Origin of the sequence: Nisaea acidiphila (assembly GCF_024662015.1) — a bacterium.
Classification (GTDB): domain Bacteria; phylum Pseudomonadota; class Alphaproteobacteria; order Thalassobaculales; family Thalassobaculaceae; genus Nisaea; species Nisaea acidiphila.
Genome location: NZ_CP102480.1, coordinates 3,963,179 through 3,989,156, shown reverse-complemented (window position 1 = coordinate 3,989,156; position 25,978 = coordinate 3,963,179). Strand labels below are relative to the sequence as shown.

23 protein-coding genes are annotated in these 25,978 nt (G+C 63.4%); 10 read left to right on the top strand and 13 right to left on the bottom strand.

Translation table 11 applies throughout. The features are described from left to right. Window positions 1-21: 21 nt before the first annotated feature. From pseB to NUH88_RS18580, 5 genes are all read right to left on the bottom strand, one after another. A complete protein-coding gene (pseB, locus tag NUH88_RS18600) occupies window positions 22-1,050 on the bottom strand; it encodes a UDP-N-acetylglucosamine 4,6-dehydratase (inverting) (protein WP_257768024.1) in 1,029 nt (342 codons plus the stop codon). Window positions 1,051-1,124: 74 nt separating this feature from the next. Further along, a complete protein-coding gene (pseC, locus tag NUH88_RS18595) occupies window positions 1,125-2,336 on the bottom strand; it encodes a UDP-4-amino-4,6-dideoxy-N-acetyl-beta-L-altrosamine transaminase (RefSeq protein ID WP_257768022.1) in 1,212 nt (403 codons plus the stop codon). 4 nt (window positions 2,337-2,340) lie between these two features. Further along, window positions 2,341-3,678, bottom strand: a complete 1,338-nt coding sequence (locus NUH88_RS18590; protein ID WP_257768020.1) for an HlyD family type I secretion periplasmic adaptor subunit — start codon at window positions 3,676-3,678, stop codon at window positions 2,341-2,343. A gap of 45 nt (window positions 3,679-3,723) precedes the next feature. Then, window positions 3,724-6,030 carry a type I secretion system permease/ATPase gene (locus NUH88_RS18585; RefSeq protein WP_257768018.1) on the bottom strand — a complete coding sequence of 769 codons (2,307 nt, stop codon included), beginning with the start codon at window positions 6,028-6,030 and terminating at the stop codon, window positions 3,724-3,726. A gap of 160 nt (window positions 6,031-6,190) precedes the next feature. Then, window positions 6,191-6,481: a hypothetical protein gene (locus NUH88_RS18580; RefSeq protein ID WP_257768016.1), complete on the bottom strand. Its 291-nt coding sequence runs from the start codon at window positions 6,479-6,481 to the stop codon at window positions 6,191-6,193. A 161-nt stretch (window positions 6,482-6,642) separates the two neighbouring features. Here NUH88_RS18580 and NUH88_RS18575 point away from each other — a divergent pair, with 161 nt between their 5' ends. Then, window positions 6,643-7,464, top strand: a complete 822-nt coding sequence (locus tag NUH88_RS18575) for a sulfotransferase (protein WP_257768014.1) — start codon at window positions 6,643-6,645, stop codon at window positions 7,462-7,464. Between the two features lie 101 nt (window positions 7,465-7,565). After that, window positions 7,566-11,039, top strand: coding sequence for a glycosyltransferase (locus tag NUH88_RS18570; protein ID WP_257768012.1), 3,474 nt, complete (start codon window positions 7,566-7,568; stop codon window positions 11,037-11,039). Window positions 11,040-11,043: 4 nt separating this feature from the next. Here the strand turns inward: NUH88_RS18570 and gmk are convergent, their stop codons facing one another. Together gmk and NUH88_RS18560 are read right to left on the bottom strand one after the other, a co-directional pair. Beyond that, complete coding sequence (gene gmk / locus NUH88_RS18565) at window positions 11,044-11,703, bottom strand: guanylate kinase (protein ID WP_257768010.1); 660 nt, start codon at window positions 11,701-11,703, stop codon at window positions 11,044-11,046. After that, window positions 11,700-12,614 (bottom strand): YicC/YloC family endoribonuclease, encoded by a 915-nt coding sequence (locus tag NUH88_RS18560; RefSeq protein WP_257768008.1) that lies wholly within the window; start codon window positions 12,612-12,614, stop codon window positions 11,700-11,702. Before NUH88_RS18560 ends, gmk begins: the two co-directional genes overlap by 4 nt. 81 nt (window positions 12,615-12,695) lie before the next feature. Between NUH88_RS18560 and NUH88_RS18555 the strand changes: the two genes are divergently transcribed. Then, on the top strand, window positions 12,696-13,472 hold the full coding sequence (locus NUH88_RS18555; RefSeq protein WP_257768006.1) for an SDR family NAD(P)-dependent oxidoreductase: 777 nt from the start codon (window positions 12,696-12,698) through the stop codon (window positions 13,470-13,472). Window positions 13,473-13,478: 6 nt separating this feature from the next. Here NUH88_RS18555 and NUH88_RS18550 read toward each other — a convergent pair whose 3' ends face one another. The 6 genes from NUH88_RS18550 to fabD form a co-directional block, all read right to left on the bottom strand. Beyond that, window positions 13,479-14,921, bottom strand: coding sequence for a TrkH family potassium uptake protein (locus NUH88_RS18550; RefSeq protein WP_257768004.1), 1,443 nt, complete (start codon window positions 14,919-14,921; stop codon window positions 13,479-13,481). A 68-nt stretch (window positions 14,922-14,989) separates the two neighbouring features. Beyond that, the gene (mltG, locus tag NUH88_RS18545) at window positions 14,990-15,958 is read right to left on the bottom strand and encodes an endolytic transglycosylase MltG (RefSeq protein WP_257768002.1); all 969 of its coding nucleotides are present in this window, start codon (window positions 15,956-15,958) and stop codon (window positions 14,990-14,992) included. Between the two features lie 6 nt (window positions 15,959-15,964). Next, window positions 15,965-17,230, bottom strand: a complete 1,266-nt coding sequence (gene fabF, locus NUH88_RS18540) for a beta-ketoacyl-ACP synthase II (protein WP_257768000.1) — start codon at window positions 17,228-17,230, stop codon at window positions 15,965-15,967. Between the two features lie 71 nt (window positions 17,231-17,301). Further along, complete coding sequence (locus tag NUH88_RS18535; protein WP_028465581.1) at window positions 17,302-17,538, bottom strand: acyl carrier protein; 237 nt, start codon at window positions 17,536-17,538, stop codon at window positions 17,302-17,304. A 243-nt stretch (window positions 17,539-17,781) separates the two neighbouring features. Beyond that, on the bottom strand, window positions 17,782-18,522 hold the full coding sequence (gene fabG / locus NUH88_RS18530; RefSeq protein ID WP_257767997.1) for a 3-oxoacyl-[acyl-carrier-protein] reductase: 741 nt from the start codon (window positions 18,520-18,522) through the stop codon (window positions 17,782-17,784). 38 nt (window positions 18,523-18,560) lie between these two features. Next, window positions 18,561-19,511 carry an ACP S-malonyltransferase gene (gene fabD, locus NUH88_RS18525; RefSeq protein WP_257767996.1) on the bottom strand — a complete coding sequence of 317 codons (951 nt, stop codon included), beginning with the start codon at window positions 19,509-19,511 and terminating at the stop codon, window positions 18,561-18,563. A gap of 299 nt (window positions 19,512-19,810) precedes the next feature. Here fabD and rpsF point away from each other — a divergent pair, with 299 nt between their 5' ends. The 7 genes from rpsF (at window position 19,811) to NUH88_RS18490 (ending at window position 25,972) form a co-directional block, all read left to right on the top strand. Continuing rightward, window positions 19,811-20,296 carry a 30S ribosomal protein S6 gene (gene rpsF, locus NUH88_RS18520; RefSeq protein ID WP_257767995.1) on the top strand — a complete coding sequence of 162 codons (486 nt, stop codon included), beginning with the start codon at window positions 19,811-19,813 and terminating at the stop codon, window positions 20,294-20,296. A 3-nt stretch (window positions 20,297-20,299) separates the two neighbouring features. Continuing rightward, entirely contained in the window at window positions 20,300-20,554 is a 255-nt protein-coding gene (gene rpsR / locus NUH88_RS18515) for a 30S ribosomal protein S18 (protein WP_257767993.1), read from the top strand. Window positions 20,555-20,597: 43 nt separating this feature from the next. Then, window positions 20,598-21,587, top strand: coding sequence for a DUF2232 domain-containing protein (locus tag NUH88_RS18510; RefSeq protein WP_257767991.1), 990 nt, complete (start codon window positions 20,598-20,600; stop codon window positions 21,585-21,587). Window positions 21,588-21,654: 67 nt separating this feature from the next. Then, window positions 21,655-22,275 (top strand): 50S ribosomal protein L9, encoded by a 621-nt coding sequence (rplI, locus tag NUH88_RS18505; protein ID WP_257767989.1) that lies wholly within the window; start codon window positions 21,655-21,657, stop codon window positions 22,273-22,275. Between the two features lie 210 nt (window positions 22,276-22,485). Next, window positions 22,486-23,997, top strand: a complete 1,512-nt coding sequence (locus NUH88_RS18500) for a replicative DNA helicase (RefSeq protein WP_257767987.1) — start codon at window positions 22,486-22,488, stop codon at window positions 23,995-23,997. Then, window positions 23,997-25,151, top strand: a complete 1,155-nt coding sequence (gene alr / locus NUH88_RS18495; protein ID WP_257767985.1) for an alanine racemase — start codon at window positions 23,997-23,999, stop codon at window positions 25,149-25,151. The genes NUH88_RS18500 and alr overlap by 1 nt, the downstream gene beginning before the upstream one ends. Window positions 25,152-25,198: 47 nt before the next feature. Beyond that, window positions 25,199-25,972 carry an MlaE family ABC transporter permease gene (locus tag NUH88_RS18490; RefSeq protein WP_257767983.1) on the top strand — a complete coding sequence of 258 codons (774 nt, stop codon included), beginning with the start codon at window positions 25,199-25,201 and terminating at the stop codon, window positions 25,970-25,972. Window positions 25,973-25,978: the final 6 nt, after the last annotated feature.

The window sequence follows — 25,978 nt, the reverse complement described above, 5'->3', positions numbered from 1 at the left end:
GCGGAGCAAACAGCTGAGCGGTCAGAGGGTCTCCATCATCGCGGTCAGATCCTCGCCGCTCAGCCAGGCCGTGTTGGTGTCGCTCGCATAGCGGAAATCGGTCACAACCGGCTTCGCCCCGGCTTCGAGATACTCCGTCATCACCCTATCGCTGTTCGCCGGCAGAATGACGTAGCGGTCTTCCAGTTCCACCGTAGTGCGTGAATCGTCTTCCGAGATCATCACCTCGTGCAGCTTCTCGCCCGGACGGATGCCGACATTCCGCATCGGCAACTCCGGCGCCATGGTCTTCGCCACGTCGACGATCTTCATACTCGGGATTTTCGGGACAAAGATCTCGCGCCCCTTCATCATTTCCATACTGGACAGTACGAAATTCACGCCCTGGCGTAGCGTGATCCAGAACCGGGTCATGCGCTCGTCGGTGATCGGAAGATCGCTCGCGCCTTCGCTGATCAGTTTGCGGAAAAACGGAATCACGCTGCCGCGCGAGCCGATCACGTTCCCGTAGCGCACGACTGCGAACCGGCAGCCGTCCTGGCCTGCGATATTGTTCGCGGCAACGAAGATCTTGTCCGAGGCAAGCTTGGTCGCGCCATAGAGATTGATCGGATTTGCCGCCTTGTCGGTCGAGAGCGCGAGGACCTTCTTCACCCCGGTCCGCAACGCGGCTTTCACGATGTTCTCGGCGCCGTGGATATTGGTCTGCACGCATTCGAACGGATTGTATTCGGCCGCCGGGACGTGCTTCATAGCGGCCGCGTGCACGACGTAATCCACACCGCGCATCGCCAGCTCGAGTCGATCCACATCCCGCACGTCGCCGATGAAATAGCGGATCGGTTCGCCCGGTTTGGGAGGGAACTCCTGGCTCATGTCATAGTGCTTCTGCTCGTCCCGTGAAAAGACGATGCAGCGCCGCATCTCGTTGTTCGCCAGAGCCGCGCGAATGAACTCCTTGCCGAAGGACCCCGTCCCGCCGGTTACCAGGACCGTCTTGTCGTCGAGATCTATCCGGTTCTTGTCGAAATTGAACGCCGTATAATTCATGCGGACCGGGGCCTCCCCCTAAGATATTCGAATCGCTTTATTTTGCCCCTTATTCCGGGACGGTGAAACAGACTTCACAACTTCAGCACGTCCGCCAGCTCGTCGACCACTCTATCCACATCGCTCTCTTCCATGGCCGGAAACAGCGGCAGGCTGAGACAACGGGCGTAATAAGCGTCGGCGCCCGGCAAATTCAGGGGACCGTAACGCTTGGCGTAATATGGCTGGCGGTGGACTGGAATATAATGCACTTGGGTACCAATTCCCCGATCGCGCAAGGCGTTCATAACTGCCGTACGCGTCGTGCCAAGCGCCGCAAAGTCGATCAGCGCGACAGCAAGATGCCAGGCCGGGTTACAGCCCTGCGCGACCTTTTGCATGGCGACATGCGGGCCGAGTGCGTCGATCCGTTCCGCATAGCGTTGGCGCAAAGCACGACGCCGTGCGACGAAACGGTCGAGCTTGCGCAGTTGGCTGAGGCCGAGCGCGGCATTCACATCGGAGAGCCGGTAATTGTATCCGGGCAGGTGCATCTCGTAATACCAAGGTGCGGCCTCCCCGTTCTCGAATCCCATCACACGGTTCTGGAACCGCTCCGGTTCGCGCACCATGCCATGATTGCGGGCCCAGCGGAGACGGTTAGCGAGAACCTGACTGTTCGTCGTTAGTACACCGCCCTCGCCGGTTGCAATGGTCTTCACGGGATGGGTCGAGAACATGGTGATACCGCCAAGCGGGCAGGACCCGACCGGCACCATGCCCTTCCCCGCATCGTACTCGCCGCCGAGAGCGTGGCACGCGTCTTCGACCATGGCGAGATGCGGGAAAGCCGACCGCAGCGACGCGATATCGACTGTGTGGCCGGTCAGGTGCACTGGGAAAATCGCTTTCACCGTTCCTTCACTCAGCCCGGCGATCGCGCGCGCAATCTGCTCCGCGCCGACCAGCCCTGTTTCGGGGTCCACATCGGCAAAGAGCACATCGGCGTTCACGTACCGGACCGCGTTTGCGGTGGCGAGGAACGTCACGCTCGGGACGACAACCACATCGCCGAAATCGAGCCCGATGGCAATCGCAGCCATATGCAGACCCGCCGTTCCGCTGGAGCAGGCCACCGCGTGCTGCGCGCCGACCCTGTCCGCGAATGCTTCCTCGTAAGCGTCTACGGCTGGCCCCGTCGTCAGCCAGTCACCTCGCAGGACGTCCAGCACGGCCTGCTCGTCCTCGGCATCGATCTGCTGGCGCCCATAGGGAAGGAAAGTCTTCGGCGAGGCCGTGTCATTCATGGCGTCAATTTTCCCTCAATCCGAGCTCGAAGCTGCGCACCAGCGGTGCGAGCAGGTATTCGAGCAGAGTCTGATCCCCTGTCGAGATAATGACAGTCGCCGGCATGCCCTGCACGAGCTCCAGTTCCGGCTGCTTGGCAAGGCTCTCCCGATCGAGCTCCACCCGGGCTTCGTAAAAGGGCGCGCCGCGCTCCGGTTCGACGATGTCCGCCGAGATCGAGAGCAGTTTGCCGTCGATCGGCTGTGTGGTCCGCTGGCTGAAGGAAGTCAGCCGCACACTCGCGATAGCACCGACCTCGACGACGTCTATATCTGCCGGATCGATCCGCGCCTTGACCACCAGCGTATCGCCGAGCGGAACGATCCCCATAATCGGCTCGCCGGGGCCTATCACACCTCCGACCGTGAAGAAGCGCAGACCATAGACCTGGCCGTCCTGGGGGGAACGGATGCGGGTCCGGTCCAGCGCGTCGCGCGCGGCCTTCAGCCGGTCCCTGACATCGATCAGCTGATCCTGCACTTCGCGCAAGCTGGTTTCGACTTCGGTCTTGAAGCGCTCCTGGGTATTCAGCAACTGGAACTCGGTCTCGGCGATGGTCTGCTCAGCACGCGCGATCAGCGCCTTCCGATTGCCGATGCTGCCTTCGAGCTGGACCGCGGTACGCTCCAGAGCGAGGAGTTGCGGCTTGCGGGCCAGCCCCTTCTCATAGAGCCCCCGGACATCCTCAATCTCTTCCTGGATCAGTTCGTATTGCCGCGCGTCCGCACGCTGTTGCGCTCCGAGCGCAGTGATCTCCTCGCGGGTTTTCTGGATACGGCGACGCAACAGTCCGAACTGGCTGTCCCGCGCACTGATCCTGTTGGTAAAAAGACGCTGCTGGCCGGCAATGACTTCCTGAACATCCTCGTCCGCCGCGGCGGAAAGCAAATCCTTCGGAATGTTGATCTCAGCAAGATCGTCCCGCTCCGCCTCAAGACGCGCCTTGGTCCCGAGATGGGTCAGGAACTGTTTGCGCAACAACTCGAACTCGACGAGCGCGCGCGTATCGTCGAGCCGGACGAGAACGTCCCCTTCGCGGACGATATCCCCATCCTTCACGTTGATGGCTTCAATGATCCCGCCTTCGAGATGCTGCACCGTCTTCTGATTGGACGACACCTGGAGCTGTCCTTGCGCGATCGCGCCGCTGCCAAGCGGTGCCAGCGACGCCCAGACTCCGAACACGCCGAAAAACAGCATCATGACGATGAATCCGGTCAGAACGACCGGGCGCCAGGCTTTCGGATTCTCTGCTTCCGAAAGCGCGAAGGCATCGTTCAGATCGTTTGCCGCATTCGACATCGTCATTCCCTGTGGCCGGCAGGCATTCGCCGAGGAGCGCAAGTGCTATTGCTTGGCACGCGGGCGCCCCGAGATCGCTTGGATATCCTCGATATTGAGTGCTGCCGCAGGACGAACATTGGCCGGTTGCGGCGGCGAAACCGACTGCACGGACTTGTTCGCCGGACGCGATGGAGATGGGGTCGGTGTTTCCGGCGACGAGCTATTGGCAGGCTGCGGCGCCGGACGGACCGGAATACCGGGCGGAGCTTGAAGCCGGACCGGCTCGACCAGCTTCGGAGGCCGGACCATCGGACCCGACCTGTCTTCGACGGACGGCACCCTGGGTTTTCCGGCGAGGATCTCCATAGCCTGGGCGGATCCCTTCCCCAGTTCCGGGCGCACGCCGTGTCCGGTGCCCGGCTGCAGAGTCGGCGGCACCCCCTCGCTGGATCTGGCACGCCGCGCCGACGGCATGTTCGGCGGCGGAGGAAGAGTCTGACCCGGCACGCCCCGGCGTGCCGGCCCCGGGCCGACCGGACCGGGCATCGGAGTTTCATCCGCCCCGCTCCGGTAATCGGCCATGCGGCGGCGCTCAACTTCCCGCCTGCCTGTCTCTGCCGGCGTATCCGGACGGGCGTCCTCCGGCTTCCGCGGAGCGCTCTGGGGCGGCGGAGTCGCAGTCGGCCCCATTCCGGCGCCGGCCAACACCTCGTCGCGCGAGCCGTACTTGTTGATCATGCCTTCCTGCAGCACCAGCAGCTTGTCCATGTTGGCAAGCGCCTGCACCCGGTGGGTGATCATGATGATCGTGGCTCCACGTTCCTTGAGCTCGTTCAGCGCCTTCACCAGCGCCTCGTCTCCCTTGGAGTCTAGATTGGAGTTCGGCTCGTCCAGAACGACGATGGAGGGGTCCCCGTAAAGCGCGCGTGCGAGTGCGACCCGCTGGCGCTGGCCGCCGGACAGCAATGCACCGGAGTTACCGATATCGGTGTCATACCCGTTCGGCAATTGCAGGATGAGATCGTGCAGCCCGGCAAGTTTCGCCGCCGCGATCACCTGTTCCGGATCGGGATTTGAGTCCAGCCGCGCGATATTCTCGGCAACCGTGCCGCCGAACAGCTCGATATCCTGAGGCATGTAGCCGATATGCTTGCCGAGGCTCTCGGTGCTCCAATTGTAGATATCCGCGCCGTCGAGACGAACATGCCCGACATGGGGCCGCTCGACTCCGACCAGCAGACGCGCGAGCGTCGATTTGCCGGCGGCGGACGGGCCGACGACGCCCAGAGCCTCGCCCGGTTTCACCTCGAGGCTGATGCGCTGCAGGATCGGCCGGGGTGCCCCACGCGGCTGGTAGCCGACATTCTCCAGAACAAGATGCCCTTTCGGAGCCGGCAGCTCCATCCGGCGCATGCCGGATTGGGCATTCACCAGAGCCGCCTCAATGGTCTTGTAGGCGCTGAGCGCCTCCACGAGGTGACGTGCCTGGCTGATCGCCATCTCGACCGGCTGCAGCGCGCGGCCGAGGATCAGCGAGCAGGCGATCATCATGCCCGGCGTCATGTCGACTTCCGGATTGATGATCTGCAGCACCGCGACCGTCATGATCACCATCTGCAGTAACATGCGTGCGGATTTCGACACCGAACTCAGGATCGCCGCCCGGTCGCTCGCCCGCCCCTGCAGACTGAGCACCTTCTCGTTCTCGCGATGCCAGCGCGCCATGATGTTCCGGCGCATGCCCATGCTCTCGACCACGGCCGCGTTCCGGACGGCGGATTCTGCGGCCGAATAGGCTTTGGAAGAGAACTCCTGGGCGGCGTTCAGGGCCGGGCGGGTCATGCGGTCGTTGATGACGCCGAGCACGAACATGACGATGGCGCCGATCGCGGCGGCGAGCCCCATCGCCGGATTGATCCAGAGAATTAGGGTCAGAAAGACCGGGACCCACGGCAGGTCCAGCATGGTCAGCATGCCCGGACCGGTCAGGAACATGCGCAAGGTGCTGAGTGAGCGCAGCGGATTGCTGTTCGGCTGGCTGCCCCGGTCAAGCGCGTCGGTGATGATCGAGGAAAGCAGGATCGGGCCGATCCGCCGGTCGATCCAGCCGCTGATCCGCACGAAGGCATAGGCCCGGATGGTGTCGAGCGTTGCCTGGATCGTGAGGGCGAATCCGGCGATGCCGAGCAGCAGGAAGAGCGTCACCTCGCTGCGGCTGGCCAGCACGCGGTCGAAGACCTGGAACATGAAGACCGGCAGCGTCAGCATCAGCAGGTTGACGGCGAAGCTGAACACCCCGGCGGAGAAAAGCGCGGTGTAGCAGGCTCGCATCAACCGGTTGACGGTTACGGGCTGATCCGCCCCTGCCATGAAGTCACCTCGGTACGATCATCGAAACGCCACCGGACGAACCGGCGCGCGGCAATTGCCTCAAAGACAATCAATACCATACATGATTCGCCGATGCGAAACATGAAGTCGCTGGTCTTGGCTATTGATTTTCCGTCGAAAAGGCGGGACGGCCGCCTGCTCAGTCCTCGGTGAATTTCGCGAGGTCGATGTCGCCATGGCGGAACGGAACCCAGTACTTGGTTTCCGGATTGTACTGCAGGCCGTAGATGTTCGTGCAGAAGACCTTCGTCGGCGGGGTCTGGCCCTCGCCTTCGGTACGCGCGACGTCGACCAGCTCCGCAGGCTTGAAATACGTTTCCCAGGCCGCCGACACGTCGGAGCGCTCTTGCTCGGAGAGATCGTTCACCTGCATGGCGAGATCCCAAGTCTGTTCAAGATCATTCCAAAGGTCGTCGAGATACTTGCCCATCGATCGAAATTCCACAGCGTTATATGCGGTTTGGCTTTAACGCCTTATATCGGATCGGTTTCGGCAGGTGAAGGCGTAAATTACAGCTTGGCGGACCGCTTGGCCTTGGAATATCAAAGCGCTTTCCCGAATTTCATGCTCGCAATAGTGCCGGAGTCGGCTTGCTTAACAGGATCATCGGTAAATTGCTGCCCCGCGTCGACACCTCCAGCCCGCTGCTGATCGGCGCGACCGGCGGATCGGGAACCCGTGCCTTGCACGGCGCATTGAAGGAGGCTGGTTTCTTTGTCGGCACGCGCCTGAACCATGCCGGCGACGCAATGGATTTCGAACCGTTTCTCGACGCCAGCATCAATCCGGTGCTGCGCGAGACGAGATCTCTGGATTACGCGGTAGAAACCCTTAGCGACGGGGTTCGCAGCAGCGCGACCGACGCATTTCGGGACGCCCTGCGGCATTACACGAAAGAATTGTCGAAGAATCAGACGCACTGGGGATGGAAGAATCCCCGCAGCATGTATGTCCTCCCCTTCGTCTCAGCGGAATGCCCTGGCTTGCGCTTCCTGCACCTCGTGCGGGACGGCCGCGACATGGCTCTGAGCGACAACCAGAATCAGCCGAACAAACATTACGATGCCCTGTTCGGGGAAAGCTATTCGGGCGAGAGCCCGGAAAATGCGATCCGGCTTTGGGCCGCGGCCAACGCCCAGGTCGCGGACTGGGGCGAGCGCGAACTCGGCAAGCGCTATATGCGGATCCGGTTCGAGGATCTCTGCGAGTCGCCGAAGACGACCCTTGTCGCGGTCCTTACCGAGGCCGGTTTCGATCCAATCCTCGCGGGGCGGGTCGGTACGGCAGCCGAAGCCGTGATCCGCATGCCGGATTCGGTCGGGCGCTGGCGCGGCCTCCCGGAGGAAGAGAAACGGCGCCTGACGGAAATCGCCGCTGCCACCCTCCACCGCTTCGGCTACGAGCAGCAATAAACCGTCGGTTCGGCAATATCGCCCAACCGCGTGCTTTATGATATCCAAGCGTCCGTTCAGGCGGAACGCCGACGAAGATTTTTGCAGCGAGTCCCTGGTTCATGGCACCCAAGACCCCGTCCAAGAAAAAAGCGGCAAACACCGCTCTCGTCATTCTCGGCATGCACCGCAGCGGCACGTCCGCACTGACCCGTGTCTGCAACATTCTCGGGGTCGAACTGAGCGGCAATCTGGTCCCGGCCGCCGCCGGTAACAACGAGACCGGGTTCTGGGAGCATCAGGAGGCCGTCCGGGTCGACGACGACCTCCTGGTCAATCTCGGCATGTACTGGGACGACCCGCGCGCCCTGCCCCCCGGCTGGGAAGCTTCCGGGGAAGCGTCAGAGGCAAAGACCGAGATCGTCGATTTCCTGCGCAAGGATTTCGGCAATTCGGCACTCTGGGGCGTGAAGGATCCGCGCATCTGCCGCCTCCTGCCCCTCTGGCAGCCGGCCCTGGAGGAACTTGGGGCCGACCCTGTTTTCATCGTCATGCAGCGCCATCCCCTCGAGGTCGTCCGCTCGCTGCATCAGCGAGACGGGCTTTCCAACGGACGCGGCCTGCTGCTCTGGCTGCGCCATGTGCTGGAAGGCGAGAAGGCGACCCGTGGCACCAAACGCTCCTTCATCAGCTATGACGCCTTCATGGCGGACTGGGACGGCACGATCTCGAAAGCCGCCCGCACCCTCGGCCTCCCGTTCGACACCTCCGACGCGGAAGCCCGCAAGGAAATCGAGAGCTTCATCCGCCCGGGCCTGCGCCACTTCGCCTTCCACGGCGCCGAACTCTTCGCCGAAGAGAAGCTCGCCCTTTGGGCCGGACGGGTCTACGACGCCTGCCGCTCCATCGAGGAGCATGGCGAATCCGATGCGGCGCATGCCGTCTTCGACATGGTGGCCCGCGAGATCGAACTCGCCTCCTTCCATTTCGACGAGGTGATCGGGGAGGCGACGAAGCGCGAGCTGGAGCTGCGGGACGAGATCCACGACCTGCACACGCGCCTGAACCACAAGGAAATCTGGGCGGCAGAGCAGCAGAGCCGGGTCGAGGAGCGCGACAACCGGCTGGCGCACCGCGAAGGCATCATCGAAGGATTGACCCAGGAGCGGAATCACCTGATCGCGGTGCATACAAAGGAGATGCACGATCTCAGGATCGAAAATGCGCGCCTGCACCGCGAGGTCCGCTTCATCGCCGACACCTGGTCCTGGCGCCTGACCAAACCCTTCCGCTTCGCGCATCGCCTGTTCCTGCGCGCGCTCGGCACAGCGCGGCTAATGAAACACCAGATGCACATCCAGGACGCGATCGATGCCGAACCGCTCGGGGACGACCGCTTTCGTTCGACCCGGCCCAATCCGCAACTCCTGCTGAGTTCGCCGCACCGCTTCCTGCCTGAGGGCTGGGTCGAGGTCACCTACGAGATCGAGGCGACGCGGATCGCCGCGCCGTTCCTCTTCGCCGATGTCGGCAAGGGCTACAAGGACGCCAACCGGTTCCGCCTGTCGCCAACCCGCGGCGGCGTCGGCCGCACTGTCGTACGCTTGCCGAACCGCGTCGTCGCCCTGCGCATGGACCCGATCCATTTCGTCGGCGAGTTCCGGGTCAAGAACATCACCATCCGCGAGATCAGCCGGACCTGGGTCGCGCTCTCCGTCGTCGGGCACCGCCTGAAGCTCGCCCTGCTCGACCGCCATGCCCGCCGGCACCTGATCGAGAAGCTCTGGGAAGCGGCCCGTCTGCGCGACACTTCCGCGATCAAGCGCAGCATCGCCACGACGGCGGCCAATCCACTGAGCAGCTACGCCCACTGGTTCGAGACCTATACGCGCCTCAGCGAGGACGATGTCGCCGCGGTGAAACGGCATATCGCGGAGATGCAAGAGAAGCCGCTGATCTCCGTCGTGATGCCGACCTACAACACGCCGCCGGAATTCCTCGAGCGGGCGATCGAGTCGGTGAAGGCACAGCTCTATCCGAACTGGGAACTCTGCATCGCGGACGATGCGTCGACAAATCAGGCGACCAAGGACCTGCTCGCGAAATATGCGGACGGGGACGACCGCATCAAGGTGACATTCCGGGAAAAGAACGGCCACATCTCTGCAGCCTCGAACAGCGCTCTGGAGCTTGCGGGAGGCGAGTTCATCGCCTTGCTCGACCATGACGACGAACTGACGGAGCATGCGCTCTACATGGTCGCGGCGGAACTCTCCCTGCATCCGGACGCGGACGTGATCTATTCGGACGAGGACAAGGTCGACGAGAGCGGCGAGCACTACTCGCCCTATTTCAAGCCGGACTGGTCACCGCACATGTTCCTCGGCCAGAACTTCATCAACCATCTCGGCGTCTACCGGCACAGCCGGGTGAAAGAGGTCGGCGGTTTCCGTCTCGGCTTCGAGGGCAGCCAGGATTACGACCTGGCGCTCCGCATCACCGAGACATCGCCGCCGGAGAAGATCCGGCATATCCCGCACGTGCTCTATCACTGGCGTGCGATGGAAGGCTCCGCCGCGCGCGCGGAGGACGAGAAGGACTACACCGCCGGAGCGGCGATCAAGGCGGTCACCGAGCATCTCCAGCGCACCGGGACCAAGGGCGAGGTGGTGCCGGGCCGCGACGTGCACAGCCTCCGGGTGATCTACGAGCTGCCGGAAGAGCTGCCGAAGGTGAGCCTGATCATCCCGACGCGAAACCGGGCCGATATCCTGAAATGCGCCGTCGACGGGATCATCGAGAAGAACGACTACCCGAACTGGGAACTCATCATCGTCGACAATGGCAGCGACGAGGAAGAGACCCTCGCCTACCTGGACAGCCTGAAATCCGACCCGCGCATTCGCGTGCACCGCGACGACGGCCCGTTCAACTACTCGCGCCTGAACAACGATGCCGCCCGGCTTGCGACCGGCGAGATCATCGGCCTCGTGAACAACGACATCGAACCGATCAACGACGACTGGCTGAGCGAGATGGTCCGCCAGGTCATCCAGCCCGGCGTCGGCATCGTCGGAGCCAAGCTCTACTACTCGAACGACACCCTGCAGCATGGCGGCGTGATCGTCGGGCTCGGCGGCGTCGCCGGGCATTTCGACAAGCGCCTGCCGCGCGAGAAACGGGGCTATTTCGGCCGGGCGATGCTGGTGCAGGATTTCTCCGCCGTGACCGCCGCCTGCCTGCTCGCACCGAAGAAGGTTTTCGACGAGGTCGGTGGGCTGGACGAGAAGAATCTCGCGGTCGCCTTCAACGATGTCGATTTCTGCCTGAAGGTCCGGCATGCGGGCTACTGGGTGGTCTGGACGCCCTATGCCGAGCTTTATCACTATGAGTCGATCAGCCGCGGCGACGACGACGCGCCGGAGAAGCGCGAGCGCTTCAACGCGGAAGCCACCTGCATGCGGGAACGCTGGGCGACCGATTGCGAGAACGATCCGTTCTACAATCCGAACCTGACGCTCGATTTCGAGCAGCCGGTCATCGCCGACCCGCCGCGCGCGTCCCGGCCGTGGAACGACTATATCGAAGCCGAGTAGGCTTCTAGCGCCCCTCGCGGAGTTGCTTGACGAAATCTGTCAGGCCTAGCTGGCGATCACGCTTCAAGCGTTCCGCCGTCAGGATCGCGCGCACCTTCGCCACGCTCTCCTCGAGATCGTGATTGACGATGATGTAGTCGTACTCGCGGTAGTGGCTGATCTCTTCCGACGCCTTGGACATCCGCTGCGCGACCACCTCGGCGCTGTCCTGCGCGCGGCTCAGCAGGCGCCGTTCGAGTTCACGGATCGAGGGCGGCAGGATAAAGACACTGACGAGATCGTCCCGCGCCGCATCGGCGATCTGCTGCGTGCCTTGCCAGTCGATGTCGAACAGCACGTCCCCGCCGCCACTCAGCACCTCTTCGACCCGGGTGCGCGGCGTGCCGTAATAGTAATTGTTGCCGAGGACCTTGGCATATTCGAGGAACTCGCCCCGATTGATCCGGAGCTGGAACTCGGTCTGATCGATGAAATAGTAGTCGGTCCCGTCCACCTCGCCGGGTCGCCGCGGGCGGGTGGTCGCCGAGACCGACATGGCCAGTTCGTCCTCAAGCTTCAGCAGTTCGCGGCATATCGAAGATTTGCCCGCACCGGACGGCGAGGACAGCACCAGCATCAGGCCACGGCGCTGCAACGCCGCCTCGCTTTCGAAGGTCTCGCTCATTCGACGTTCTGAACCTGCTCTCGGAATTGCTCGACGGTGGATTTCAGTTCGAGGCCGATATTGGTGAGCGCCAGAGACGCCGCCTTGGAACAGATCGTGTTGCTTTCCCGGTTCAGCTCCTGGCAGATGAAGTCGAGCTTACGCCCGATAACTCCGCCCGACGCGACCAGATCGCGACATGCGGCGACATGGGCATCCAGACGGTCCACCTCCTCGCGGATATCCGCCTTGGTGGCGAGCAGCGCCAGCTCCTGGCCGAGCCGCTCCTCGGAGACCGGCGGCGACTGTTCCAGCAACTCCGCGATCTGCTGCTTCATGCGCTCGCGCTGCTGCTCCGGCTGCAGGTCGGCGGTGTCTTTCGCGGAGGCCGACAGACCGGCCAGCGTACCGAGATGGGTCGAGAGCATCTCGGCCAGACGCCCGCCCTCATCCGCGCGCATTCCGGCAAGCGCGTCGAGCGCGTCGCCCAGACCGGCGAGCAGGGCCGCCAGCAGCGCTTCCTTCTGTTCCGTGTCCTGGACCGGATCGTCCTCGGTCTCGAGAATGCCACGCACGGAAAGCAGGCTGTCCAGCCGCGGCGGCGACGGATAGATCTTGCCTTCCGCTTCCAGCGTGGTTTGCAGTTCGAGGATCTGTTCGATCAGCTCCCGGTTTACGGTGAGCGCCTTGACCGCGCTCCGGCGTGCAACCGCAAGGGTCACGGAAAGCGAGCCCCGGCCGAGCTTGGAGCCGATCAGCTTGCGGGCCGGAATTTCCAGCGCATCGAAGCCGCCGGGCATACGGAAGCGGATATCGAGGCCCTTGCCGTTGACCGACTTGACCTCCCAGCTCCATTGCCAGTCTCCGGCGCCGTCGCCAGCTTCATGGGTTCCCTCGACACGGGCATAACCCGTCATGCTGTTGATCGCCACCGCACCACCAGATCTTTGCTATATGAAACGCGGGCGCACTATATCCGTGCCCGGTTACGGCAACAAGACGCGGAGGCGCGAATGCGGGCGCCAGAATCGATCCTGATCACCGGCGCTTCCAGCGGTATCGGCGCGGCGCTTGCCATTGCATATGCCGCCCCCGGCATCACGCTCCATCTGGGCGGGCGAGACGAGGCCCGGCTGGAAGAGACCGCGGCGGCCGCGGAAACGAAAGGCGCCATTGTCCGGAGGCGCCGGATCGACGTCACCGACCGAGCCGCCATGGATATCTGGATCGCGGAGGCCGACGTCGAGGCGCCCCTCGACCTGGTGATCGCCAATGCCGGGATCTCGCTCGGTACCGGCGACGGCGGCCCCGAGCCCGCGGAGCAGGTACGGCGTCTCTATGCCGTCAACGTGGACGGCGTGATGAACACGGCTCTTCCGGCCCTGGAGCATATGCGGAAACGCGGAAACGGGCAGATTGCCGTGATGAGCTCGCTCGCCGGGTTTCGCGGCTTTCCCGGCGCGCCGGCATATTGCGGTTCGAAGGCGGCAGTGCGGGTCTTCGGCGAAGGCTTGCGTCCAATGGCGGCACGGGAAGGCATCGCGGTCAACGTGATCTGCCCGGGTTATGTCCGTTCACCAATGACGGCGGTAAACGATTTTCCGATGCCGTTCCTGATGGAGGTGGAGCGGGCGGCGGAGCTCATCCGGAGGGGGCTCGCCCGCAACAAGGCGCGCATCGCTTTTCCCTGGCCAGTCTACGCCACCGTTCTGCTGCTACAGATGCTGCCGCCGTCCTGGATCGACGGGCTGATGGGGCGCCTGCCGACAAAAGGCGGCTCTGGGAAATGACGCGGCTCAGGCTTTCCAGAAATCCCGGTCGAAGGCGACGAGAACCGTGAAGATCTCAAGCCGGCCGAGGATCATCACGAAGGACAGCAGGAATTTCGCGCTCTCGGGCAGGCTCTCGAACGTGCCGGACGGACCGATCACGGGCCCCAGACCCGGGCCGACATTGGTGATTGCCGTGACACTCGCGGAATAGGACGTCACGAGATCGAGGCCGAGGAATGTCAGCATCACCGTGCTGACCGCGATCGTGGCGACAAACAGCGCGAGGAATGCCAGTACAGCAAAGGCCGCATCCTCCGGCAGCGGACGGCCGTTGAACGTTGTCGGAACGATCCGGTGCGGGCTGGTCAGCCGTTTGACATGCGCCTTGATCACCAGCAGGAGGACCTGGAAGCGGTAGATTTTGATGCCGCCGGAGGTCGAACCGGAGCAGCCGCCGACAAAGGTCAGAACCAGGAAGAGACCGATCGCGCCCGCACCCCACCGGGTATAATCGGTACTGGCGAACCCGGTCGTGGTCACGATCGATGTCACGTTGAAGAAAGTCAGCGTGATCGCTTCGAACAGGTTCGCCTCGCTGCGCTGGTGCAGCCAGATCCCCGCCAGCAGGCTCACGATGCAGAGGAAACCGACCAGGCCGATCACCTGGCTGTCGCGGAACATCGCCAGGCGGTTTCCCCGCGCCGCCTTGATATAGAGGAAGAATGGCACCGCGCCGGAAAGCATGAAGAGCGTCCCCGCCCATTGCATTGCCGCTCCCTCGAAATAGCCGAAGGAGGCGTCGTGTGTTGAGAAGCCGCCGGTAGAGATCGTCGCCATGGCGTGACAGACCGCATCGAACCCGCTCATGCCGAGGCCCCAGAAGACCATCGTGCAAAGCGCGGTCAGGCAGAGATAGATCAGCAGGATATCCACCATCAGCACGGACCAGCGCGCCTCGACCTTCTCCGAAGTATCTGAACTCTCGCTCCGAAAGAGCTGCGAGCCCCCGATCCGCATAAAGGGAAGCAGCACCACCGCCATCGCCAGAATGCCGATCCCGCCGATCCACTGCAGCAACGAGCGCCAGAGCAGCATTCCGGGCGGCAGCGCGTCGAGCCCGGAAAAAACCGTCGAGCCGGTCGTCGTCAGTCCCGAGGTAGCTTCGAACACGGCGTCCGCATAGCCGTGGCCGAGACCGAGAAAAGGCAGCGCGGTGAAGAGCGGCAGTACCATCCAGCTCATCCCGGTCAACAGGAAGGCCGTGCGCAGGGACATGCTGGTCGAGCGTTCGCTCCAGGTCGCTAGGATCATGGAAATCGAAACGAAGCCCATGAAAGCAGCGGAGGACGCGAAGACCTTCCAATCGGGATTGCCAGCCATCAGATCGACCAGCATCGGCAGCAGAGCCGCAAGCGCCGATCCGAGGACCACGATGCCGACGATGTGGAAGACGAACTTGATCTGCATTCAGGGTCCCTTGCCCGGCGGGCAGCCGCATTTTCAGTCGAAAGAACGGTGCGCCGTGTGGAAGCGGCTCAGTCCGCGTCCCTGATCTTGCGCCATTTCCGGACATTGCGGTTGTGTTCCTGCAATGTACGGGCAAAGGCGTGTCCGCCGGTACCGTCGGCGACGAAATAGAGATAATCCGTTTCGATCGGATTCATCACCGCCCGGATCGCATCGATCCCCGGGTTGGCGATCGGAGTCGGCGGCAGCCCCTTGATGACATAGGTGTTGTAAGGCGTCTCGGCCTTGAGGTCCGCGCGGGTCAAAGGACGGTCGAGCCCGTCGGGCGCGATCCCGTAGGCCACTGTCGGATCCGACTGCAGGCGCATCCCGCGGCGGAGCCTGTTGACGAAGACGCCGGCAACCAGTCCCCGCTCACGCGCGATGCCGGTTTCGCGCTCCACGATGGACGCCAGCACCAGCGCCTCCTCCGGTGAGGCGAGCGGCAGGTCCGGAGCGCGCGCCTCCCATTGCCGCGCGAGCACGTCCTGCATGGAAGACCGCATCCTCTCGATCAGCTCGTCGCGCCGGTCGCCGTAGGAAAAATGATAGGTCTCGGGAAGAAGCATGCCTTCTTCAGGCCGCTCCACTTCGCCGACCAGTCCTTCGGCGAGCTCCAGACGGTCGATCACCTCGGCCACGGTCAGTCCTTCGGGGATCGTCAACCGGCGTACCACCGTCTTGCCGGACGCCAGGATCTCCATGACGTCCCGCGGACTGGCCTTGGCCGGAACATGGTACTCGCCGGCCTTGAGGGAGCGCGCTCTGTCGAAGGCGCGGGCGCCGATGACGAAGACATAGCCGTCACTGATGACGCCGGCCCCGCGCAGTACGGCGGCGATCCCTTCGAGGCCGGTCCCCGCCGGAATCACGACATTGCGTGCCACCGCGAGCGGGCCTGGGCCGGTGAATCGGGCATACCCCCATGCGACGACGAGCGCCGCAATGATCGTCAGGACGACGGCCCCCCAGATCAACCGGAGCAGGGCACGCCCCACGGGAGACTACTCCGGCGCGGAGAAGATCAGGGAGGCGTTGGTGCCGCCGAAGCCGAAGGAGTTGGAAAGCGCATGCTTCACCTTGCGCTCCTTCGCCTTGAGCGGAACGAGATCGGCCGGGCCGACCTTCTCCGACGGCTCGTTGAGGTTCAGCGTCGGCGGCAGGATGCCGCGCTGGATTGCCAGGATCGAGTAGATCGCCTCGACCGCACCGGCCGCACCAAGCAGGTGACCGATGGCGGATTTGGTCGAGGACATGGAAGCGCCGCCAAGATCCTCGCCCATCATCCGCTTCACCGCGCCGAGCTCGATCATGTCGCCGAGCGGCGTCGAGGTGCCATGGGCATTGATGTAGTCGATCTGGTCCGGAGACAGGCCGGCGCGCTTCAGAGCCGCCTTCATCGCCCGGAAACCGCCATTGCCGTCATCCGCCGGAGCGGTGATGTGATGCGCATCGCCGGAAAGACCGTAGCCGGTGATTTCGGCATAGATCGTCGCGCCGCGCTTCTTGGCGTGTTCGTATTCCTCGAGAACGACGCAGCCTCCGCCCTCGCCCATGACGAAGCCGTCACGGCCCTCGTCCCAGGGGCGGGATGCCTGTTCGGGCGTATCGTTATATCCCGTCGAGAGTGCGCGGGCGGCAGCGAAGCCTGCCACGCCCAGACGGCACACGGCCGCTTCCGCGCCGCCGGCCACCATGACGTCGGCGTCGTCCAGCATGATGAGCCGGGCCGCATCGCCGATCGCGTGCGCGCCGGTGGCACAGGCCGTCACCACCGCGTGGTTCGGACCGCGAAACTTGTAACGGATGGAGACCTGACCGGAGATCAGGTTGATCAGGGCGGCCGGGATGAAGAACGGGCTGATCCGACGCGGGCCGCGCTCGAGCAACAGTTCCTCGGTGCTGGCGATACTGGTCAGACCGCCAATGCCGGAGCCGATCAGTACCCCGGTCCGGTCTTGGTCTTCCTCGTCTTCCGGCATCCATCCGGAATCCTTCACCGCCTGATCGGCAGCGGCCATGCCGAGGAGAATGAACCGGTCGACCTTGCGCTGTTCTTTCGGCTCAAGATAGGCGTCCGCGTTGAACGTCCCATCCCCGCCCTCGCCTTCGGGAACGATGCCCGCGATCTTCGCAGGCAAATCCGAGACATCGAACTGGTCGATGTTTCTGATGCCCGAATCGCCTTTGATCAGACGGGACCAATTGTGCTCGACCCCGTCCCCGAGGGGCGTAACCAGACCGAGTCCGGTAACAACAACGCGTCTCATGACCTAGTCTTTTCCAGAAGTGTCATGGATCCCCGGGCGGCGCATACCGCCCGAGGGCAATCGTTCTTCGGTTACTTGGACGATTCTTCGATGAAGCTGATCGCGTCCTTGACCGTCAGGATCTTCTCGGCCGCATCGTCCGGGATCTCGACGCCGAACTCTTCTTCAAACGCCATGACAAGTTCAACCGTGTCGAGGCTGTCGGCCCCGAGGTCGTCGATGAAGCTCGCGGAATCAACCACCTTGGCTTCATCAACGCCGAGATGCTCAACCACGATCTTCTTCACGCTAGCGGCGACGTCACTCATTTTTGTTTTCCTCGAATCTTAAGCTCTACGGTTTCACCGGCAGAACGTCTGCGTTCACCGGCCTCAATATACTCCAAGAAACACGCATTCCGTCATGGAGTAGAAAACAGTTCGGCAGTACTGCCTATGCGGGGCGGCGGGATACCACACTTTTTTTTAGTTGCCTAGCATCAGAAATTCCGACGCCGCATCGCGGGATTCCCGTGAAAGCGGGCGCGACTCGCGCGCCCTGCGCTCACGGGCCTAGAGCATCGCCATCCCGCCATTGACGTGAATCGTCGCTCCGGTCACGTAGGACGCTTCTTCCGAGGCGAGGTAGATCACCGACGCCGCAATGTCTTCCGGCGTGCCAAGCCGGCCGGCCGGAACCGCCGTCAGCAGCTTTTCGTGCTGCGCCTCGTCGAGCGCGTCGGTCATCGCGGTTTTGATGAATCCCGGCGCCACGACATTCGCCGTGATTCCGCGGTTGGCGACTTCCTGGGCGAGCGACTTTGTAAAGCCGACCATTCCTGCCTTCGAGGCGGCGTAGTTCGCCTGACCCGGATTACCGGTCGCGCCGACGATCGAGGAAATGCCAACGATGCGGCCCCAGCGCCGTTTCATCATCCCGCGCAGCAGGGCGCGGGAGAGACGGAAGCCGGAGGTCAGGTTCACGTTCAGCACGCTCTCCCAGTCCTCGTCCTTCATGCGCAGCATCAGGCCGTCGCGCGTGACGCCGGCATTGTTGATCAGGATATCGATGCCGTCGGACGCGACCTCTTCGGCGGTCTTGGCCAGAGCCGCGACGGACTCGGCATCGCCAAGATTGGCGGTCACGACATGGGCGCGCCCGCCGAGTTCACCGGCCAGGGCCTGCAGCGCCTCTTCCCGGGTCCCCGAGAGCACGACTTCCGCACCCTGTGCATGCAGGGCCTTGGCGATCGCGCTGCCGATCCCGCCGCTTGCGCCGGTAACCAGCGCGGACTTTCCATCCAGACGAAACATGATGTCCTCTCCCTCACCCGATAGCGGGCCGAACAGACTTAAAGAGTCTCAAGAAACGATGCGATTTCTTCCGGCGTTCCGACCGCACGGCCGGCAAGCGAACGATCGATACGCTTGGCGAGGCCGGTCAGGACCTTGCCGGAGCCAAGCTCGACGATATCGGTGACGCCCTGGCCGGCGAGCCAAAGCACCGACTCGCGCCAGCGGACCATGCCGGTGACCTGTTCGACGAGCCGGGTACGGATCTCCGCCGGATCGTCGATCTTGTCCGCCAACACGTTCGCGACCAGCGGCACCACCGGCTGACGCAGCTGCGTCGTCGCCAGCGCTTCGGCCATCGCATCGGCCGCCGGCGCCATCAGACCGCAATGGAACGGAGCGCTCACCGGCAGCAAGACGCTCTTGCGCGCGCCCTTGTCCGCGGCAGCGGCGACGGCCTTCTCGACAGCTGCCTTTGAGCCGCTGATGACGACCTGGCCGTCCGCGTTGTCATTGGCGATGTCGCAAACACCCCCCTCCGCCGCACCTTCGGCCGCGATCTCGTGTGCCGTCTCCAGCGAAACACCGAGCAGCGCCGCCATGGCACCCTCGCCCACCGGAACTGCCGACTGCATGGCCTCGCCGCGGAGCCGCAGCAATTTCGCCGCATCGGCCACGTCGAGCGCACGGGCCGAGGCGAGCGCGGAATACTCGCCGAGCGAATGGCCGGCGACATAGCTCGCCATGTCGCTGATCGCCTTGCCGCTTTCGGCTTCGACCACGCGAACCACCGCGAGACTGACCGCCATCAAGGCCGGCTGCGCGTTGCGGGTAAGGACGAGTTCCTCTTCCGGCCCTTCGAACATCAGCCGGGACAGGGACTCGCCCAACGCATCGTCAACCTGCTGAAAAACCTCACGCGCGGCGCCATAGGCGTCGGCGAGAGCCTTACCCATGCCGACCGCCTGGGACCCCTGTCCCGGGAACGTAAATGCGCGAACCGTCGTCATCTCTGAAATCCTTGTGTTCCAGGGTACAACCGGGAGCATCGGTACCGGACGGATTACCGGCCGCGAAGCAGCGCCTGAAGGACACCCTCTTTTTGGCGGCGCCAAAGAGAACGACCCGGAAAAGCGCTGTCAAGCGGAACCGTCTCTTAGGTTGCACGCCCCGTGCTTTTGTGTATATTCCGCCGGTCCCGCGCTAAGGCACTCCGTGCCGGGGCGGGATTTTACATAACTCCTTGCCGGCCTGGCCGGCTTAGCAGCGTCCCGACGAGGGGCGTTCTGATTATCCGTAAGGAGATACGATGCCTCTCTATGAGTGCGTGTTCATTGCACGCCAGGACATTTCGTCCGCCCAAGCCGAGCAGCTCACCAGCGATTTCTCTGAGATCATCACCAACATGGGTGGTGAGATCAAGAACACCGAATCCTGGGGCCTTCGCTCTCTCGCTTACAAGATCAAGAAGAACCGCAAGGGCCACTATGTGCTGCTGCACATCGAAGCACCGTCGGATGCCATTCTGGAGATGGAACGCCAGATGCGTCTCAACGAAGACGTGCTGCGTTACATGAGCCTTCGCCTCGAAGAGCTGCCGGAAGGCCAGTCCGCGATTCTTCTCGCCAAGTCCGAACGCAGCGACCGCGGAGGCCGTGGCGGCCGTCCGGGTGGTCGGTTCGACCGTGGCGACCGTCCCGATCGCGGAGACCGTGGTGACCGCGGCGATCGCGGTGACCGCCCGGAGCGCGGCGACCGCGAGCAGTCCGCGCAAAGCGAAGCCCAGGGAGACTGATCCATGAGCACTCTTACGATTTCCCGCGCCGCCGTTCGCAAGCCGTTCATGCGCCGCCGCAAGTCCTGCCCGTTCTCCGGCCCGAACGCGCCGAAGATCGACTACAAGGACATTAAGCTGCTGCAGCGCTTCCTGTCCGAACGCGGCAAGATCGTTCCGAGCCGCATCACGGCCGTCTCGGCCAAGAAGCAGCGTGAACTGGCGAAAGCCATCAAGCGCGCCCGCTTCATGGCCCTGCTGCCGTACGTGCTCAGCTAAGGGAACAGCCGAGACCCGCCGGGGGCGGGTCTGACGAGGCAAGATGTGGTCAAGGTGGTTTCCAATTGGAGCGGCGGCACTCGCGAGCGCGCTCATGTATCTCTCCACGGTCCTCGGATCGTTCGGAGCGATTCTGCTCGCCTTCCTGTCACCGCTTCCGCTCTTCACCGTCTCGCTTGCGCGAGGGTGGATGGCGGGATTGACCGCCGTTGCGGGTGCGGGGGCAATCGTGCTGATCGCCTCCAACTCCCTGGCTGCATTGTTCTTCGTGATCATTTCCGGTCTGCCGGCGGTGCTGCTGACGCGAAAGGCGTTGCTGGCGCGGCCGCTGAACGACGATCCGGAGAATACGGAACTGGAATGGTATCCGGCCGGCATGCTGGTCATGTGGCTGACGGCGCTTCCCGCTGTGGGATTGCTGACCGCCGTTCTGGTCGCGGGTCTGCAGGGACCCGGACTGGAAACCTTGGTCCGGATCGAGGTCGAAGGAAAGTTCAATGCGCTCGGGACTGCAAGCGAGGGGGTCTTCGCCCTGCCCCAGGAGCAGATGGATGCCCTCATAAACCTCACCGTAGCCGTTTTGCCCGGCATGGCCGGACTGCAGTGGTCCATGCTGATCCTCGTCAACGGCCTGTTGGCTCAGGGTGTGCTCGCACGCTTCGACGCCAATCTGAGACCGTCACCCAAAATGCAGGACATACGATTGCCGGTTTGGGCGCCCTTCCCGCTCGCGATTGCCGCTCTGGCGGCGATGCTTGCGGATGGAGCCCTCGGCTATCTCGGCTGGAATGCGGTGCCGATCCTGTGTCTGCCGTTCCTGCTCTCCGGTCTCGGGCTCGTCCATGCCCTGGCCGGTGCACCGAATGGCAAGCGCTGGCTTCTGCACGCGACCTACACGCTGATGATCTTGTCCTTCGTTCCATACCTGGCATCCTTCCTCCAGCTCGTTTGGATACTGCTTATCCTGGCGGGACTGGTGGATCACTGGGCGGATCTGAAGGGACGGATCGCACGGAATTCGAACTCAACGTGATCCCGGTCGGAACCGGCCCGCGCCGCAGCTTCGCGGCAGAGGCCCCGGCCACAAAGGAGTAAGAGAAATGGAAGTCATTCTTCTGGAGCGTATCGAACGTCTCGGCCAGATGGGCGACGTCGTTAACGTGAAGCCGGGCTTCGCCCGCAACTTCCTGCTGCCCCAGGGCAAGGCCCTGCGCGCCAGCAAGGACAACCTGACCCACTTCGAGGGCCAGCGCGCCCAGCTCGAAGCGGAAAACCTCGAGCGCAAGGGCGAGGCCGAAAAGGTCGCGACCAAGCTTGAAGGCATGGTGGTTCCGGTGATCCGAGCGGCCGGCGACAGCGGTCAGCTGTACGGCTCCGTCACCTCCCGCGACATTGCCGAAGCGGTCACTGCCGAGGGCGTCACCATCAGCAAGCGTCAGGTCATTCTCGACCGCGCCCTGAAGGTTCTCGGCCTTGAGGAAATCCGTGTCGTGCTGCACCCGGAAGTCGCGGTGAACATCACCGTCAACATCGCCCGCAGCGCCGACGAAGCCGAGCAGCAGAAACTCCTCGGCCGTGCGGTCGGCACCGAGGAAGCCGAAGAGGAAGACGAGGAAGAGGTCGAGATCACGGCCGAAACCGCCTCCGAACTCCTCGAGGAAGCGGTTGCCGAGCAGGTTGCCGAAGAGGCCGCCGAAGAAGAGAAGGCCGCGGAAGCTTAAGGTTTTCGGCTGCAGACAGCCTTACCGGAAAACGGCCGCCTCACGGGCGGCCGTTTTCTTTTTCACAAGCGAGAGCCGTTGGATTTCGGGCGCGGAATCCCATCTATCCCCGTTTTTCAGCGTTATTCACAGGCATAAGCCTTTGATATGTCACGGCTTGGGGATAAGATTGCGGGAGACGTCCACAGCCCTTCTTGGTATGTGTAGACAATGTCGAACTCAGAGCCGCTTTCCACGATCACGTCGCTTTCTCCCGCTGAGCCGAAGCCCAGCGAGTATCGCGAGCCGCCGCACAATCTTGAGGCGGAACAGGGTCTGCTCGGCGCCATTCTGGTCAACAACCGTGCTTTCGAGCGGGTCAGCGAATATCTCGCGCCGGAGCATTTCGCCGATCCGGTGCATGGCCGCATCTTCTCCGCCTGCGGAAGGCTGATCGAAAAGGGCCAGATCGCCAACCCGGTCACCCTGAAGCCGCTCTTCGATCAGGACGAGTCGTTGCAGGAAGCGGGCGGTGCGCAATATCTGGTCCGGCTGGCGGCCTCTGTCGTGACCGTGATCAATGCCGACGATTACGGTCAGGCGATCTACGATTCCTTTCTCCGGCGCGAGCTGATCGACCTCGGCGGAGAGATCGTCAACGAGGCCTTCAAGCACGATCTCGACCTGCCGGCCAGCGAGCAGATCGAGTCGGCGGAATCGAAGCTTTTCGGCCTCGCCGAGCGGGGCTCCAGCCAGGGCGCCTTTCAGGATTTCGGAGAGGCCCTGACGACCGCCGTGCGGATGGCCGAGGAAGCCTTCAAGCGCGACGGGGGCCTCGCCGGAATTTCGACCGGCCTCACCGATCTCGACGCGAAGCTGGGCGGCCTCCACCCGTCCGACCTGCTGATCCTCGCGGGACGTCCCGCCATGGGAAAGACCGCGCTCGCGACCAACATTGCCTTCCATGTCGCAACCGCGGCGCTCAAGGACCCTGAACTCGAGCGCCAGGTCGTCGCCTTCTTCTCGCTGGAAATGTCGGCTGAGCAGCTCGCCACCCGTATTCTCGCAGAGCAGACAGAGATCTCCTCCGAACATATCCGCCGCGGCGAACTGACCACCGAGGATTTCCAGAAGCTGGTCGCGGCCAGCCAGGACCTTGAGCGAGCACCCTTTTACGTCGACGATACGCCGGCCATCACCATCGCGACCATGCGGGCCCGCGCCCGGCGCCTGAAGCGCCAGCAAGGCCTCTCGCTGATCGTTGTCGACTATCTCCAGCTCATGCGTCCCTCCGCCGGCCAGCGGGCCGACAACCGGGTGCAGGAAATCTCCATGATCACCCAGGGCCTGAAAGCGATCGCCAAGGAGCTGGATGTCCCGGTGATCGCCCTTTCCCAGCTCTCCCGCGCGGTCGAGCAGCGCGAAGACAAGCGCCCGGTGCTCGCCGACCTTCGTGAATCCGGCTCGATCGAGCAGGATGCGGACGTCGTCATGTTCGTGTTCCGCGAGCAGTACTATCTGGAGAAAGGCGAACCCTCGCAGCGCATCGACGAATCAGACGAAAAATTCCACGACCGGCACGACCAGTGGAAAGAGCGTTGCGAAAAATCCTACGGCAAGGCCGAAGTGATCATCGGTAAACAGCGCCACGGGCCGACCGGCACCGTCACGCTTCACTTCGAAGGTGCCACCACCCGCTTCTCGAACTTCATCGCAGACGATCATATCCCGGACAGTTTCTGATGCCCGACCCTTCACCGGCGACCGACGGCGCGGGCGCCGCGTCGGAACTCGTGATCGATCTTGATGCGATCAAGCGGAACTACCTCGCCCTGAAACAGCGTCTCGGCGGCGCGGAATGCGGCGCGGCCGTCAAGGCGGACGCCTACGGCACCGGAGCCGACAAGACGGCGCCAGCCTTGTTCGAAGCCGGCTGCCGTACCTTCTTCGTCGCCACCGTGGACGAGGGCATCGCGCTCCGGAAGACTCTGCCACCCGGGAAGACTCTGCCACGCGCCCGCATCGCGGTGCTGAACGGATTGCTGCCTGGCACCGAGGAGGTCTTTCCCGAGTTCAACCTGATCCCGGTGATCAACGACCTGGAGCAAGCCGCGCGGATCCGGCAGATGTGCGTCGAGGCGGATCGGGCGATGCCGGCCATGCTGCATATCGATACCGGCATGAACCGACTCGGGCTCTCTCCCGCCGACATGGACTGGGTCGCGGGCGAGCCGGACGTTCTCGCGGGACCGGACTGGCTCTATGCCCTGTCCCATCTCGCCAGCGCGGACGAACCCGAAAGATCGGAAAACCCGGCCCAGCTCGCCCTTTTCCGTGAGCAATGCCGTCGCCTGCAGCGGCCGATGAAGATGAGCCTCGCAAATTCGGCCGGCATTTTTCTCGGTCCCGACTATCACTTCGACCTCGCCCGCCCGGGATTCGCGCTCTATGGCGGACGCGTCGAGGACGGCAAGCCGAGCCCGATGGAGCCCGTCGTCCGGCTCCGTGCCCGCATCCTGCAGGTCCGCGCGGTCCGCGCCGGCGATCCGGTGGGCTATGGCGGCACCTTCAAGGCCGAGGGGGATTCTCGCATCGCCACGGTCGCGGCCGGCTACGCGGACGGATATCTGCGTTCGCTCTCCAATAGCGGCGGCGCCTATATCGGCAACCAGCGCCTGCCGGTGGTCGGCCGGGTCTCGATGGACATGCTCGCCGTCGATGTCAGCAAGGTCGACCGGACCGAAGTCTATCCGGGCGGCTATGTGGATCTGCTTGGCCCGCAATATACGGTCAACGACGCCGCCGATGCGGCGGGTACCATTGGCTATGAAATATTGACAGGTCTCGGTCATCGCTATACCCGACGCTACATCGATGTCGGGAGCGGAGACAGCTGAGCCATGCGTATCCTGAAGCCCGGATCCCGACAGGGAAACGCCAACGCATGAATTTCCTCGCTGCCGTCGGACGGACCTTCCTCGCATTTCTCACCGCCACGGGGCGGCTCGCGATCTTCACGGGCACGACGCTCGGACATTGTGTGCGTCCGCCTCTCTTCTGGCGCCTTCTGCTCCGCCAGCTGGTGGATATCGGTTATTATTCGCTGCCGGTCGTCGGGCTTACCACACTCTTCTCCGGTATGGTGCTGGCGCTGCAAAGCTACACCGGCTTCGCCCGTTTCAACGCCGAGAGCGCCGTCGCAACCGTCGTCGTTCTGTCCATGACACGCGAACTCGGCCCGGTGCTCGCAGGGCTCATGGTCGCGGGCAGGATCGGCGCCTCTATGGCGGCCGAGATCGGCACCATGCGCGTGACCGAGCAGGTCGACGCGCTGACGACCCTCTCGACCAACCCGTTCAAGTATCTCGTCGTGCCGCGCGTCCTCGCAGGGATGATCAGCCTGCCGTTTCTCGTGCTGATCGGAGACATCATCGGCGTCTTCGGCGGCTATCTGGTCGGCGTGCACAAGCTTGGCTTCAATGCCGGAAGCTATCTGAAGAGCACGTTCGAGTTCCTGGAGACGCAGGACGTGGTCTCGGGCCTCGTAAAGGCAGCGGCCTTCGGCTTCCTGATCGCGGTCATGGGCTGCTATCACGGTTACTATTCGGGCCGGGGCGCCCAGGGCGTCGGGCGCGCCACCACCAACGCCGTGGTTTCCGCCTCGATCCTGATCCTGATCTCGAACTATCTCATCACCGAACTCTTCTTCGCCCGCTAGGCGGCA